This window comes from Bacillus sp. OTU2372, from assembly GCF_038440275.1.
GTDB classification, from domain to species: Bacteria; Bacillota; Bacilli; order Bacillales; family Cytobacillaceae; genus Neobacillus; species Neobacillus bataviensis_B.
Map to the genome: position 1 here is coordinate 999,516 of NZ_JASATK010000001.1, position 13,539 is coordinate 1,013,054.

Here is a 13,539-nt window from a genome sequence, read left to right on the forward strand (position 1 = left end):
CTATATAAATAAGAAGGAGAAGAAATTACTATGACAATGGAAATTGGATTAAACTTATTTTCAGTATTTAGAGAACTAAACGAAGACTATTTTGGCACCTTAGAAAAAGTGGCAGGGATGGGTTATAAAAATATAGAATTAATCACGGCTAATTTTTCTAATGGAAAGCGGTACAGTGATACCTTTACGATCTCGGCCATAAAACAGAAGTTTAATGAATTGGGGTTAAATGCTTTTGCAGCCCATGAAGGTGTTGCGCCAGGTCAATCGATTATGGATAATGATTGGGATAAGATTATCGCGGAAAATGCAGAACTTGAATGTAAATCGATTGTTTTCCCTATGGCTTTTATATCAGGGCTAGAAGACACACTGCAAACCGCACAGCAACTAAATAAAATTGGGGAAAAGTGTAAAGAAGCGGGGATCAATTTTTATTATCATAACCATGCTCACGAGTTTAAGAGAGTCGGAGACCAATCATTATTTGATCTTTTAGTAGAAAATACAAACCCAGAATTTGTGAAGTTTGAACTAGACCTCGTTTGGGCCATGAGAGGCGGATATGAACCCATTTCATTGCTAGAAAAACTAGGTTCTCGCTGTGATCTAATTCATCAAAAGGACTTGGGCAAGCATGTAAAGCCAGTCAATTTATTTACAGTGATGAAGGGAGAAGAAGATCCAAATCCGATGAAAATATATACAGAATATGTGAAGCCTACAGATTTTGTAAATCTTGGCACCGGGATTGTAAATTTCGAAGAGAACCATAAGAAGCTAAATGAATTAGGATACATCCGTTACGCAATAGTGGAAAATGAAGGTCAGATCGGGGATAAATTCACAAGTATTAAGAGTGATTTGAACGTAATGAAGGAAACCATACAGGGATTAGTTAAATAAATTATAGATTAATAAAAAAAAATCAGCCCCATGCTTGTAAAAGCATGGGGCTGATTGATTCAATTGATGTTCGATTAAGCTATCTCTACAGTCCTAACCTTTCTTCCCGCCAAAGGTACAGGTATATAGGCAGTCCGAACGATAACATCTAATGCAACTTCATGAGTGCCTTTAGATAAACCGCCATCCTTACAAACTCGAACCGTTAATGGCTCGCCATATTCCCATTTATAGGTCGTAACGGTTTCCATTTCATCTAACGTAAACCAGTCAACCTCGTCCACTGAACATAAAATATTCTCACGAGGCACTTTTTCGCCGTCTACTTCGACACGAATATCATTTACCATGGATAGTGGAATGCCTCGATAGTAAGTAATGTTGGTTTTTAGTTCAAATCCTGTAGTTTTACTTGTTTCTTCAATATTTTTACATGTATTCTCAAGAAACACATTATTATCAAACATCTTAATAGACCTCCTGTCCCTCTAACTCTTTTATAAAATTTCGAATCAGTGCCTGATGGGCTAAGACCTGTTCTTTTTCCACCATAGGATGTCCAGGTAGTACCCAGCGATTTCCTTCATATTCTGTAGAAACGTAACCGTCATATCCTTTTTCGTACAGATATTGGAGAATCCCTTTATAATCCATAGAATATTCTTCGCCAGTTTCTGTCATTTCAAATAATTTAAAGTGGAAATGTTTTATATATGGGATATATTCATCTAAAACGCTGTAAGGCTCGTTTTCATAACCGTCTGAGAAATGCGCGAAGAAGTGATCAGCCTCCGATATCAATAATTTTTTTAGGTCAGCTGGAAAGCCACCGTGTTCTAAGATTACTTTTCTAGGATCTTTCCCTTGGGCAAATATGTTGTTGATATAATCAATAACTTCTTGCTTTGTACCTAAATGTTGTTTACAATAATCAGCCATTACTCTTGGCAGCTTGCGGCAGAAAATTCCGGTATCAATAACAAGCCCTACATAAGGAGAATTCAATCGTTTCATTTCATTAATAAATTCTTGTGTTTTTGGAACATCAAAGCTCAAACCGGCATGTATTTCCAGCGCCAACGTAACATTATATTTTTCAGCATATGATAATAATGGCTCGATAACAAAAGCTGGAACCATCGATACTAATCGAATTAATTTAATCCCTAAACGGTTGGCAAGCTTAATCTCTTCAATTAGTAAATCAACACATTCTTTTTTCGTTAATTCTCTATTCTTGTACAAATTTGTATTTAAGAACACGTCTGCAATGACAGGCTTCATTTTATAGGTACTTATCAGCCTGTCCCATTCTGCCAAAGTTTCCTCTGAAGGATGGGGGGTGTTATGCAGCATCTGATCGGGAATAATTTCAATTCCTTCTACTTCATTCTCTGCCAAAAATTTAAAAATATCTTCTAAGCTCATACGTTTATTTAAATATTCATCTTGCAGACTATATAAACTAACGCATGTTTTTATTTTGCTCATTGATAAATCTCCCTTCATCTTTTTATTCTGATATATGATGTCGCTTACATACTTATCATAACTTGCCATGCTCTATGTTCCCTTTTTTTATTTATCTAAAGAGTGTTAAATTAGCGTCTTATTTTTTATATACATTTCTTTAATGCAAAAAAAGTTAAAAATCATATCGTGATTTTTAACCTCAACTACATTTAGTTCCTTATATTTTTTTAAAAATGATTCTTTGTCATATTCTAGGGGCAAATTAAACAAAATAACCTTAAAGGGTGTGGAATTATGTTCCTACAAGGGAGTATTATTATGGGTGAATTTGATTCATTGATGAATGAATTCTCCTTACAGAAAGTGAAAAATTTCGAATTAGAATCTGTCCTTAAAGAAAACCAAATAAATAATATCTATGATTATTTGAAAAAACATAAGGATGAGGAGGATGGGCAAATTATAACATTATACGATCAAATGCTTGTACGCTTATCACAAAATGAAATTAATCAGTTAATATCTGATCTAGAAAAAGTAATGTCTATGTATCATTAAAAATTGAGAGACTGCAATCTCAAATGGGCAGATTGCGGACACGAAAAAAGTAAAACAACCTATAAATAAACTGAGGCAATGTTTTGTTAAACATTGTCTCTTTTTTTTATTTATGTAAGCTGGTATATTCGTATTTGTTCTATAATTATTATTTTAGGTCAATACTCCTTAACAGTATACTTTTGTACACTATGTAATTAAAAAGTGCGTACTTGTTCGCTTTATATATTTCGCCGATAATAGGTATAAAGAATTAATTAGGAAGAGGGGATCAAATGCAATTAAGAGTCTCAGCGGTTCAATATTATCTCCACACGATTCACTCCTTTGAAGAATTTTCCAATCAAGTGGAGCATTATATAAAAACAGCAGAAGAATTTGGATCCGATTTTATTGTATTTCCTGAGTTTTTCACGACTCAGCTCATGTCAATTGGTAACGCTAATGGGGAAGCGTTGACCATCCAAGAATTACCGGACTTTACTGAACAATACCGTTTTTTATTTACTAATTTAGCTCAGGCATACAAGATGCACATTGTTGGTGGAACCCATGTGATTCGTAAGGGAGATCGACTATATAATGTTGCGCATTTGTTTTACCCAGATGGCAGGGTGGCAGAACAGGCAAAACTTCATATTACCCCAACAGAAGTAAATGAGTGGAATATGAGTGCCGGCGATGCATTAGAGGTTTTTGAAACAGAAAAAGGGAAAATCGCTATGTTAACGTGTTATGACATTGAATTCCCAGAAATCGTTCGAATGGCAAAGGCGAAAGGAGCAGATGTCATTTTCTGTCCATCATGTACGGATGACCGCCATGGTTTCCATCGGGTCCGCTATACTAGTCATGCCAGAGCGATTGAAAATCAAGTCTATGTCGTAACTACTGGTACCGTCGGTTCGTTGCCAACCGTTGATTTTATGCGTGCAAATTTTGGACAGGCTGCAGTCATCACACCTAATGATATCCCATTCCCTCCACAAGGCATCATGGTAGAAGGGGAGATTAACCAGGATATGATTGTCACTGCAGATCTGAATTTAGAGCTATTATATCAGGTACGTGAAAAGGGTTCTGTTACAACCTGGCGTGACCGACGTACAGATTTTTACCCGAATTGGGAAACCGATAGGCTTGTTCTCAGTTAGAAATGGAGGGGCACAATGTATCGAAAAGAATTTTTTGTTTTCGACCAAGAAAAACCTGTTCCAGTTGAAGAATGGAGCAGGTACTAAAATAAATTTAATTTACTATTGTACCCAAATTAAAGGGTGCATTTTTTTGTATGTTTTTTTTTATGAATATTCTGTGAACAAAACTTTTCATCTACTCTCACCAGCCGTTGTTACAAGCATATCATGTATCAAGGTGGTGATAAAAAATGACATTTACACTTTCAGATTGGATGCTTTATACAATGTGGGCCGTTTTTGGACTAATGATTCTTGATCTTTTATTAGGATTTTTAAAATCATTCTGGAAAGGCACGCTAACTTCAGATTTTATTTTAGGTTACTTGAAGGATCTTTTATATTATGTTATTCCATTGAACTTCCTCATCTCCATGTTCCCGATTGATCCTACTGGGTGGATATTAATAGCATTCTTTTTCGTGGGCGGCCTTGGCGTTGCAATTAAGTATTTATTAGACATTATAAAAAAATTTAAATAATCCCCGTTAGAAAACCTTCCATGCCTATTGGAGGGTTTTTTAAATAATGTCACTACAGGGAGAAAATCTATGTAAATCAACCAATAAATTTACCTTTTACCAATAGGTATGACTTACGATAAATAAGAATAAATATCAGTATTCTAGATTAAAAATCTGTGGTGCTCCACCAGTAAATCGGCACCAATCAAGCGGATTGTTTGTAAAATTTTTGCAATATTCAGAAAGGATTGTGGGGCCATGAGGAAATATCGGTGGGTAAAGTGGCGGAAAATCATCCTCTGGGCCGCAGCTGTCGTCATTATAAGTATATATTTGCTTAATAGTGGACCGACAGTTTGGGGTGTCGTGATCAGTATTGTCAGTTTGTTACTGCAGTTGCTCTTTGCCATGCTGTTCATGATTATCCAGTTTGTTGCCCTATTCTGGTTCCTTGCTCGCGGCAGGACCTATTGGATCCTGCCAGGAGAAACGGGCTCCTCCTGGGACGATTACCGGGGAAACCCAGAGATTGTCGAAAATGCGAAACGCATTGTTACCCTTTTAAAGGGAGTAAAAGAGTTTAAGGAGATGGGTGGTGAGGCCATCCGCGGATTACTGCTATGTGGACCGCCAGGGACTGGGAAATCCTACCTTGCCCAAGTAATTGCAAATGAAGCCCAAGTTCCTTTTGCTTACGCCTCTGCACCTAGTTTTCAAAATATGTTCTTTGGTGTTGGAAACCTTAAAGTAATGGGGCTTTATAAAAAGGCCCGTAAGCTCGCAAAAGTGTATGGTGCTTGTATTATTTTTATAGATGAAATTGACGCCATCGGAATGAGCCGTCAGGCAGGAGGCGGAGCAGGAGGAATGATGGGCGGACTCATGGGAATGGGTGGTTCGGGTCTGCTAAATGAACTGCTCTTACAAATGGACCCGCCAAATATCGATAACGGCTGGTTCTCCAAGTTGCTTCGGTCAATTGGTCTTCGAAAAAAGAAGGCGGACCGGCCTGCAGTCTTAACGGTTGGTGCAACCAACCTTCCCGATGTACTTGATCAAGCCTTGCTTCGGCCTGGGCGTTTTGACCGAAAACTCTGGGTGGATTCTCCTGACTACGATGGTCGGATCGATGTTTTCCAATACTACCTTGAAAAGGTAAAAAGGGACTCTTCTATTACCCCTGAGCGGGCGGCACTTGATACGATTGGTTATTCTCCAGCACAAATTAAACACATTGTAAACGAGGCAGTCGTGATTGCCCATCAACGGGGAGCTCAGGTTGCTAGTTATGAAGATTTCCGTGCTGCGATGGAGACATATGAATGGGGGCTAAAACAGCCGCTTAGGTCCATGAGTGAGGATGAAAAAAGAAATGTTGCCTATCATGAGGCCGGTCATGCGGTTGCACAGTTTCTCCTAAAGCCTCATGAACGAGTATGGAAAGTGACCATTATCCGCAGGGGTGGTGCCCTAGGACTCGCAGCTACGAAACCAACGCATGAACGATATAATCGGACCGACAAAGAGATCCTAGCAGAAATACAAGTTTGTTTGGCAGCACGTGCGGTGGAAGAAGAGTTTTTAAATAAAAAATTAAATGGGGTTACTTCTGATTTGAGGCAGGCAACAGAGCTTGCAGGCGCTTATCTAGGGATAGTCGGCATGGGTGAAGAATTATTCAGCTGGCTCGCGGTCGGTTCACGTTCGGACGGACTGAGAGCACTGCGATCCAAAATCAATGAACTCTTAAAGTCAGAGATGACCAAAGTTAAGAAGCTTGTAAATGATAATGCTGACTTTGTCCACCGGATTGCCGAGGAGCTCCTGAAGCGTGGCGATTTAACAGGCGAAGAGATAGAGCAAATCTATGTCGGGCTGTATGGCCAAAGTCGTGCAGAAGTCCTAGAGTCACAGAGTCAAGTTTTATTAGATTCATCTGATAAGGACAAAAACGATTAAAAAAGTATAGGAAGTGTCTTCAATAGGGGGTCTTGAGGACAAAACTCTTCGAGAAACCGGAGGAAGTGCTTTCAACAAGGTTTGTTGAGGACAAAACCTATTAACAAACCTGCAGAAATATTCTCAATCAAATCTCAATAAAATGGATGGTGTTACTTACCATCCATTTTTGTTCTTTAGTAACGTTAAGAAAGTTAATTCTAATATTCTACCATCATTTTTACATACTATGTCCATGTATTAAAGCTCGGAGTATTAGCCACCTGTCCATCCGTGATTTCGCAAGTTTCAATACTTGAAAAATGGCCATTTTAACGGTACATAAATTTATTTGTTGACAAATAGAACTAATACTACTAAAATTATAAATTATTCAACGATAGTTTAGTTTCTGAGTATGAATGCTAAATAATCATTCATTACTTTACAAATTAAATATTTAGCAAGCTATGATTGCTATGGATCACACTATAGCAGGAGCAGCTTCTGGAGAGACCGCGTGACAAGCGGCGCCGAAGGGTTCACAATCTCAGGCAAAAGGACAGAAGAGTACGAAGACTATTTATTATTCTACCACAAAAGAGTAATAGATATTATTTGTTATTCTTTCGCCCTGAAGAGATTGGAGAAATTCCAATCTCTTTTTTAATTGGTTCACTTCTTGTTCATGATTTCACATGCACAAGAAGAATTATTACTACCATTAGGGGGAGTTTCAAGTGGCACAACAAGAATTAAAGAGGGATTTAAAGAACCGTCACGTACAATTGATTGCGATTGGCGGAACGATTGGAACAGGTTTATTCTTAGGATCAGGAAGGGCGATCCAGTTAGCAGGCCCATCAATTATGTTTGCCTATGTAATTGTGGGCATCGCCTGTTTCTTTGTTATGAGGGCTTTAGGAGAACTGCTTCTATCAAAGTCGGGTTATACATCTTTTACAGACATTGCTGAGGACTATATCGGACCATGGGCAGGATTTGTAACTGGATGGACGTATTGGTTTTGTTGGATCATGACCGCTATGGCTGATATCATTGCCGTTGGTGTATATGTTCAATATTGGTTTGATATCCCGCAGTGGGTTCCAGCCATCGTCTGTTTAGTTCTATTATTAGGGCTTAATCTATTAACGGTAAAACTATTTGGAGAGTTAGAGTTTTGGTTTGCCTTAATAAAAGTCATCACGATTCTGGCTTTAATTGGAATAGGAGTTATCTTATTAGTAATAGGATTCAAAACAGATGTGGCAACCGTTTCTGTAAAAAATATTTGGGAATATGGCGGTCTTTTTCCACACGGTGTTTCAGGTTTCTTACTATCTTTCCAAATGGTAGTCTTTGCCTATGTCGGCGTTGAATTAGTGGGTGTATCAGCGGCAGAAACAGCCAATCCTCAAAAAAATATCCCGTCAGCGATTAATAAAATTCCGTTAAGAATTCTCTTTTTCTATGTGGGAGCACTGTTCATTCTTTTATGTATCAACCCATGGACACAGTTAAATGCTGATAACAGTCCTTTTGTAAAAACGTTTAGTCTGGTGGGTATACCGATTGCAGCAGGAATAATAAATTTCGTTGTGTTAACATCAGCGGCATCTGCCTGTAACAGTGGTTTGTTTTCGACGAGCCGAATCTTATATAATTTAAGCTCTAAAGCCCAAGGCCCAGCCCCATTTTCTAAATTAAATAAAAATCATGTACCAAGTAACGCATTATTGGTCTCAGCACTTGTTTTATCAGTCGGAGCCCTTTTAAGCAAGCTGATTCCTGAACAAGCTTTTGGCATTGTGACAACGATCAGTGCAATTTGTTTTATTTGGGTTTGGGGCATTATCTTAGTTTGTCATTTACGATATCGGAAATTACGTCCAGACCTGCGAAAAAAATCGACTTTTAAAGCTCCATTTACGCCGTTTATTAATTATGCAGTCTTAGCGTTATTTGTTTTTATTCTAATTGTTATGTTGTTTGCTGAATCAACTCGGACAGCTTTATTATTGACACCGATATGGTTTATTCTTTTATTTATATTGTACTCTTTTAAAAGAAACAAGGACAAGAACATAAGAATATCTGCCTAATAGTTAAAAAATACAAAAAAGAACTAACCCACACAGATATGAGTGGGTTAGTTCTTTTTTTAAGAAAATAGTTTATTTTTTTGTTCGTTAAAAAGGAAAAAGGAAAAATATGTAGAAATATTAATATAATGGAAGGCTGGGTGTAACACAGAAAACTAGATTGTAATATTGCTAACAAATTTGTAATGTGGATATGCCAGCCAACATAAGATACACGGATTAGTCAATTTAATTGGGGTGTTGGGGGGATCAAATTTGCAAAGAAAATGGTTGATTTTTATTAGTTTGGCTTTTCTTTTGTTGTTTAGCTTATGTTTTGGTGTACCCTCTAGTTCGGCGGCTACTGTCAACAAGTTTATTATCATTAACAAAGCAAACAACCGCCTGGCTTATTATGAAAACGGCGTCTTGAAAAAACAATTTAAAGTAGGAACAGGACGAAGTAGTTCCTTAACGCCTGAAGGCAAATTCAAAATTGTTAACAAAATTGTTAACCGTCCATACTACACGGGACACATCCCAGGAGGAGATCCTCGCAACCCGCTAGGCAATCGCTGGCTTGGTTTAAATGCCCGCGGAACGTGGGGAACAACATATGCAATTCATGGAAACAACAACCCAAGTTCTATTGGCGGGTATGTGAGCAGCGGCTGTGTACGGATGTACGATAATGAGGTAGAGTGGCTATTCAATCAGGTCCCAGTGAATACTCCGGTTGTTATTACCACTTCGAATAGTTCATTCGATGCGATTGCTGTAGCCAATGGATTGAAAGGTGGGAAAAGTACACCTACTGTCCCTGTAACTACAATCGGGGAAACTCTTAAAAAAGGAAGCAGGGGACCTGAAGTAGTCACACTTCAGAAGAAGCTGACATCTCTTGGATACAGCACCAAAGGGATTGATGGCATCTTTGGAGCAAACACCGATAGCGCAGTCCGAAACTTTCAAAGAGCCCATCACCTGCAAGTAGATGGCGTTGTAGGACCAAATACGAGAAAAGCCCTTGGACTATAACAGTCATTCATTTTCTAAGCTGCTCAGTTTTGCTGAGCGGCTTTTTCATATTCAATCTATACAAAAAAATAGAGGATTACCAAAGAATTAATCTTTTGGGAATCCTCTATCTAATTAATGATATTTTATTTTTGTATCTGAGCCCGTTTTACAAAGAATACTAAAACTAGGGCTATAAAGGCAATAATGGTAGCGACAATAAATGCATCATTAATCCCATCTATTGTGGTTTGTTTCATGACTTGCCCATAAAGCACATAGGTAGTTAGTTGTTTACCAGCGGCAGCCGGCATGTGTGTTAACGCTGCTAAGCCTTGACTAAGCTGTGAAAATTGACCTGCGATGAATGGATTCGCACTAGTCATTGTACTAATATATTCACCATAATGCACCCCTGACCTTGATGTCATAACGGTAACAAGGAAGGCAGTTCCAATACTTCCAGCAATTTGCCTTGCCGTATTGGATGCAGCCGTACCGTGTGCCCCTAGGTGACGAGGTAATTGGTTAAGACCTTCAGTCATAATCGTCATCATAATGAATGACATACCAAACATCCTAAATACATAAAGGAGAAGGAGATGGGTATAGCTTGTTGTCATACTTAATTTAGTAAATTGCCATGTTGTAATAACCGTTATGGTTAAGCCGATGACACCAAGCCATCTTGCACCGATTTTATCAAAAAGTGCACCTGAGATTGGCGACATAATTCCCATTATAATCGCACCTGGAAGCATCAATAAGCCGGATTCTAAGGCGGTAAAACCACGAATATTTTGTAAATAAATAGGCAGCAAGATCATCGCACCGAACATGGCCATGTTGACAATCATGCTAATAATGGTAGTTAAAGCGAAAATGTCGTATTTAAATACTCTTAGATCTAACATTGGTTTATCGGTTGTAAGTTCACGCCAGATAAAAGCGAGGATAAATATCGCTCCGACTGTTAAAGAAACAACAACAGTTGCACTGTCCCAGCCATCACTTCCTGCTTCACTAAATCCATATAACAAAAATCCAAAACCTAATGTTGAAAATAATAATCCTGGGAAATCAAATTTAGGATTCGTTGTTTTGGTTACATCTTTCATCCACATGAAGCTAAAAATTAAATCAAGTACACCAATCGGAATAACAATATCAAACAATAATCTCCATGAATAATGTCCAATCAGCCAACCAGATAATGTTGGACCGATAGCAGGCGCAAAGATCATAACAACTCCCATGAGTCCCATGGCCTTCCCACGTTTTTCCGGAGGGAAGAGGGCGAAAAAGACAGTCATAAGCAGGGGCATAATAATACCCGCACCGCTAGCTTGGATGACCCGTCCAATCATAAGCATGGTAAAGTTTATTGATACGGAACAAACTAATGAACCCAAGGTAAATAGTAAAATGGCAGCAATAAAAAGTTTTCTAGTTCCAAACTTTTCAATCAAATAAGCAGTAACTGGAATCAAAATACCGTTAACTAGCATATAACCAGTTGATAGCCATTGTACCGTATTCGCTGACACACCTAAATCATTCATAATATGAGGAATCGCTACATTAAGTAAAGTTTGATTAAGGATAGCAACAAATGCACCAAGCATTAATGCAGTGAGTATTTTACCTGTTCCTGAGGATTTTTTAGATTTACTCTCTTCTTGACTGGACCGTTTTCTAATTTCTTCTTTTGGTTTTACATCGGCTTGCACATACTCCAAAGCTGGCTCGGCTATCGCATTTTCTTCAAGCATATCCTCTACTTGACTTGATAGATCTTCTTGTTGATCTTTCTTATTGATTTCTTGCCTTTGTGGAATATCTTCAACCTCTTGTTTTATTACTTCAGTTTGAGCAATTTTGGGCTTTTTTTGTTTCAACACACCAAAATTAATAAAAAGTAACACCAAAATACATATAAGGGCATAAACCGTGATATATATTGACATCTTATCACCTACTTATGAATTCGCACGGTCACGTTCATACCAGGAACAATTCCTACACCTTTATTGTCATCAATGGAGACTTTAACTGGAACAACTTGTGTTACCTTTGTGTAATTTGCTGTGTTATTTGAACTTGGTAACAATGAGAATGTACCCGCTGTAGCTAAACCAATTTGTTGTATTTTTCCTTTTAGTGTTGAATTAGGGAAAGCATCAACGTAAATATCTACATCCTGTCCTACGGCAATTTCGTCAATCTTTGTTTCATCAATATTTGCTGTTACCCACAAATTATTTAAATCATATACTTGTGCAAGCGGTGTTCCAGCTGCAACGAATGAATTTGGGACAGCACTACTTTGGACGACCGTTCCGTTTGTTGGAAGAGTAACTTTCATTTCTGTTGGCTGTCCATCGGTTCCAGTAGTTAAGATCGTCCCAATCGCTTCATCTTTAGAAAAACTATCACCAACTTTACCATCCCAACCTGTTAATTTCCCGTTTGCAGGGGCTACGATGGATACTTGTTGTCCAGCGATTTGCGCATTGTCTGTCGTTAAGTAGTTGACGGTTTTATTGTAGTAAGCATATCCTGCAAAACCTCCACCTACTAAGACAATTAAAATAATAATGTTGACTAAAAGTAAACGTTTCGTACTCATTCAATTATTCCTCCTCAATTGTTAACTTTTCCAAAACCAGTTTATGAAGACGCAGCAGATGAGAAATTTCCTCCCCTGGTAAATCAAGGACTTCTTTCATTTTCTTTATAAGCATGGAATCGGAAGAATTAAACTGATCTAATGTTCTTGTTCCTTCGTCAGTTAAGCGTATCGAGACCGATCTTCTATCACCGGGAGGTATCACTCGTTCAACTAAGCCACTATGAACGAGCCGGTCAATCACCCCACTGACGGTACTGTTGGTCAGTTTTAATTTTTCAGCGAGATCACCTAGACTGATATTAGGATTGTAGTTAATTTTGTATAGTGCTTTTAATTGAACAGGAGTAATTCCTAATCTTTCTGCATCAAATTTAACAAGTCTATTGTAGGCTTTATTAATTTCCATAAAACTTCCTAAAATCTCATTATTAAGAACGTCTATTTTCGAACCCCCCTTTCTTTCTTAAATCTAATATTACCTACAAGAATATTTCGTATGCGAAATAAATTATAAACAGGTACAATCAAAATTGTCAACCATTATGTGACGAAGTGTCAGATGACAGTATGAAAACATAAACTCTTCTTAAAGAGGAAAAAGGGGTTATAAAAATGAAATATGAGATGCAAAAAGCAATTTTGTTGGCTGAAAATATAAATGGTTTAATAAAATATGTCCAAAAAAGCCACTACCGAAGAAATAGCTTTCGATTTCATCCTGATAAACTGTATCAAGTAAAACTGTTGATTGAGGAGTTTAAGTTCCAGATTATTGCCGACGAACTTTTGCGTATCAATCAGTATTCCTGGGATGGAAAATATACACATTACTTAGTTGGGAATTTTAAAAAAGGGCTTGAAATTATTGATGAGTACGTAAGTAATCATTATGAAGATTTATTCCTTTTAACGGCAAGACTGTATACATTAAAGGATCTTAGCCAATCTTTTAGCAGGATTGAAACTGAAACTTTTTCTTAAGAAAAGAGCCTGATTCCCATATAGAAGGAAACAGGCTCTTTTCTACTGATTATTGTCGATTTTTCCGTCGTTTCCTTTGTCTAGTCCCGTTGCGTTATTAAATGTTTGTACAATCAAATTTAAACCTTGGTCCATAGCGTTCATGGAATCCGATTTTTGTCCCACTTTTTTGGATTTCTCAGGTTTTTTCATCTGGTCGCCTCCCATAAATAGGATTTGTAAGTAAATGATAAAATAATCCATTAAAATTTAATTAAGGTAAAATTGCTATATTAAGTTTTGTAATGAAT

14 protein-coding genes and 1 riboswitch are annotated in these 13,539 nt (G+C 37.6%); of the genes, 8 read left to right on the forward strand and 6 right to left on the reverse strand.

What is annotated here, in order from left to right; translation table 11 throughout:
- The first annotated feature begins 30 nt into the window (after positions 1–30).
- Complete coding sequence (locus AAHB15_RS04715) at positions 31–906, forward strand: sugar phosphate isomerase/epimerase family protein (RefSeq protein ID WP_342041850.1); 876 nt, start codon at positions 31–33, stop codon at positions 904–906.
- Positions 907–980: 74 nt separating this feature from the next.
- Here AAHB15_RS04715 and AAHB15_RS04720 read toward each other — a convergent pair whose 3' ends face one another.
- Entirely contained in the window at positions 981–1,373 is a 393-nt protein-coding gene (locus tag AAHB15_RS04720; RefSeq protein WP_335574376.1) for a C-glycoside deglycosidase beta subunit domain-containing protein, read from the reverse strand.
- A gap of 1 nt (position 1,374) precedes the next feature.
- Entirely contained in the window at positions 1,375–2,397 is a 1,023-nt protein-coding gene (locus AAHB15_RS04725; protein WP_342041851.1) for a sugar phosphate isomerase/epimerase family protein, read from the reverse strand.
- A gap of 300 nt (positions 2,398–2,697) precedes the next feature.
- On the opposite strand from AAHB15_RS04725, the gene AAHB15_RS04730 reads away from it, so the two are divergent.
- The 6 genes from AAHB15_RS04730 to AAHB15_RS04755 all read left to right on the forward strand — a co-directional run bounded on the left by AAHB15_RS04730 (position 2,698) and on the right by AAHB15_RS04755 (position 9,657).
- The gene (locus tag AAHB15_RS04730; protein WP_335575839.1) at positions 2,698–2,937 is read left to right on the forward strand and encodes a hypothetical protein; all 240 of its coding nucleotides are present in this window, start codon (positions 2,698–2,700) and stop codon (positions 2,935–2,937) included.
- Positions 2,938–3,212: 275 nt separating this feature from the next.
- Positions 3,213–4,091, forward strand: a complete 879-nt coding sequence (locus tag AAHB15_RS04735) for a carbon-nitrogen hydrolase family protein (protein WP_342041852.1) — start codon at positions 3,213–3,215, stop codon at positions 4,089–4,091.
- Positions 4,092–4,324: 233 nt separating this feature from the next.
- Positions 4,325–4,615: a hypothetical protein gene (locus AAHB15_RS04740; RefSeq protein WP_144562165.1), complete on the forward strand. Its 291-nt coding sequence runs from the start codon at positions 4,325–4,327 to the stop codon at positions 4,613–4,615.
- A gap of 240 nt (positions 4,616–4,855) precedes the next feature.
- Positions 4,856–6,556, forward strand: coding sequence for an AAA family ATPase (locus tag AAHB15_RS04745; protein WP_144562164.1), 1,701 nt, complete (start codon positions 4,856–4,858; stop codon positions 6,554–6,556).
- Positions 6,557–7,032: 476 nt separating this feature from the next.
- Positions 7,033–7,111, forward strand: a riboswitch (glycine riboswitch).
- 164 nt (positions 7,112–7,275) lie between these two features.
- Positions 7,276–8,640 (forward strand): amino acid permease, encoded by a 1,365-nt coding sequence (locus tag AAHB15_RS04750; protein ID WP_144562163.1) that lies wholly within the window; start codon positions 7,276–7,278, stop codon positions 8,638–8,640.
- Positions 8,641–8,895: 255 nt separating this feature from the next.
- Complete coding sequence (locus tag AAHB15_RS04755; protein WP_342041853.1) at positions 8,896–9,657, forward strand: L,D-transpeptidase family protein; 762 nt, start codon at positions 8,896–8,898, stop codon at positions 9,655–9,657.
- 125 nt (positions 9,658–9,782) lie between these two features.
- Here AAHB15_RS04755 and AAHB15_RS04760 read toward each other — a convergent pair whose 3' ends face one another.
- Genes AAHB15_RS04760 through AAHB15_RS04770 form a run of 3 tightly spaced genes read right to left on the reverse strand, consistent with a single transcriptional unit; the run spans position 9,783 to position 12,674 of the window.
- On the reverse strand, positions 9,783–11,603 hold the full coding sequence (locus AAHB15_RS04760; protein ID WP_342041854.1) for a DHA2 family efflux MFS transporter permease subunit: 1,821 nt from the start codon (positions 11,601–11,603) through the stop codon (positions 9,783–9,785).
- A gap of 8 nt (positions 11,604–11,611) precedes the next feature.
- Positions 11,612–12,265 carry an HlyD family efflux transporter periplasmic adaptor subunit gene (locus AAHB15_RS04765; RefSeq protein WP_335574092.1) on the reverse strand — a complete coding sequence of 218 codons (654 nt, stop codon included), beginning with the start codon at positions 12,263–12,265 and terminating at the stop codon, positions 11,612–11,614.
- Positions 12,266–12,269: 4 nt separating this feature from the next.
- Positions 12,270–12,674: a MarR family winged helix-turn-helix transcriptional regulator gene (locus tag AAHB15_RS04770; protein WP_144562159.1), complete on the reverse strand. Its 405-nt coding sequence runs from the start codon at positions 12,672–12,674 to the stop codon at positions 12,270–12,272.
- Positions 12,675–12,880: 206 nt separating this feature from the next.
- On the opposite strand from AAHB15_RS04770, the gene AAHB15_RS04775 reads away from it, so the two are divergent.
- Positions 12,881–13,249, forward strand: a complete 369-nt coding sequence (locus tag AAHB15_RS04775) for a hypothetical protein (RefSeq protein ID WP_335574091.1) — start codon at positions 12,881–12,883, stop codon at positions 13,247–13,249.
- A gap of 42 nt (positions 13,250–13,291) precedes the next feature.
- On the opposite strand, the gene AAHB15_RS04780 is transcribed toward AAHB15_RS04775, so the two are convergent.
- Positions 13,292–13,441: a hypothetical protein gene (locus tag AAHB15_RS04780; protein ID WP_335574090.1), complete on the reverse strand. Its 150-nt coding sequence runs from the start codon at positions 13,439–13,441 to the stop codon at positions 13,292–13,294.
- Positions 13,442–13,539: the final 98 nt, after the last annotated feature.

Bases quoted from the DNA above. Each gene is read 5' to 3' on its own strand.
- AAHB15_RS04745 (WP_144562164.1), top strand. From the start codon at position 4,856: ATGAGGAAATATCGGTGGGTAAAGTGGCGGAAAATCATCCTCTGGGCC.
- AAHB15_RS04770 (WP_144562159.1), bottom strand. From the start codon at position 12,674: ATGGAAATTAATAAAGCCTACAATAGACTTGTTAAATTTGATGCAGAA.
- AAHB15_RS04720 (WP_335574376.1), bottom strand. From the start codon at position 1,373: ATGTTTGATAATAATGTGTTTCTTGAGAATACATGTAAAAATATTGAA.
- AAHB15_RS04780 (WP_335574090.1), bottom strand. From the start codon at position 13,441: ATGAAAAAACCTGAGAAATCCAAAAAAGTGGGACAAAAATCGGATTCC.
- AAHB15_RS04725 (WP_342041851.1), bottom strand. From the start codon at position 2,397: ATGAGCAAAATAAAAACATGCGTTAGTTTATATAGTCTGCAAGATGAA.
- AAHB15_RS04735 (WP_342041852.1), top strand. From the start codon at position 3,213: ATGCAATTAAGAGTCTCAGCGGTTCAATATTATCTCCACACGATTCAC.
- AAHB15_RS04775 (WP_335574091.1), top strand. From the start codon at position 12,881: ATGAAATATGAGATGCAAAAAGCAATTTTGTTGGCTGAAAATATAAAT.
- AAHB15_RS04765 (WP_335574092.1), bottom strand. From the start codon at position 12,265: ATGAGTACGAAACGTTTACTTTTAGTCAACATTATTATTTTAATTGTC.
- AAHB15_RS04740 (WP_144562165.1), top strand. From the start codon at position 4,325: ATGACATTTACACTTTCAGATTGGATGCTTTATACAATGTGGGCCGTT.
- AAHB15_RS04730 (WP_335575839.1), top strand. From the start codon at position 2,698: ATGGGTGAATTTGATTCATTGATGAATGAATTCTCCTTACAGAAAGTG.
- AAHB15_RS04760 (WP_342041854.1), bottom strand. From the start codon at position 11,603: ATGTCAATATATATCACGGTTTATGCCCTTATATGTATTTTGGTGTTA.
- AAHB15_RS04715 (WP_342041850.1), top strand. From the start codon at position 31: ATGACAATGGAAATTGGATTAAACTTATTTTCAGTATTTAGAGAACTA.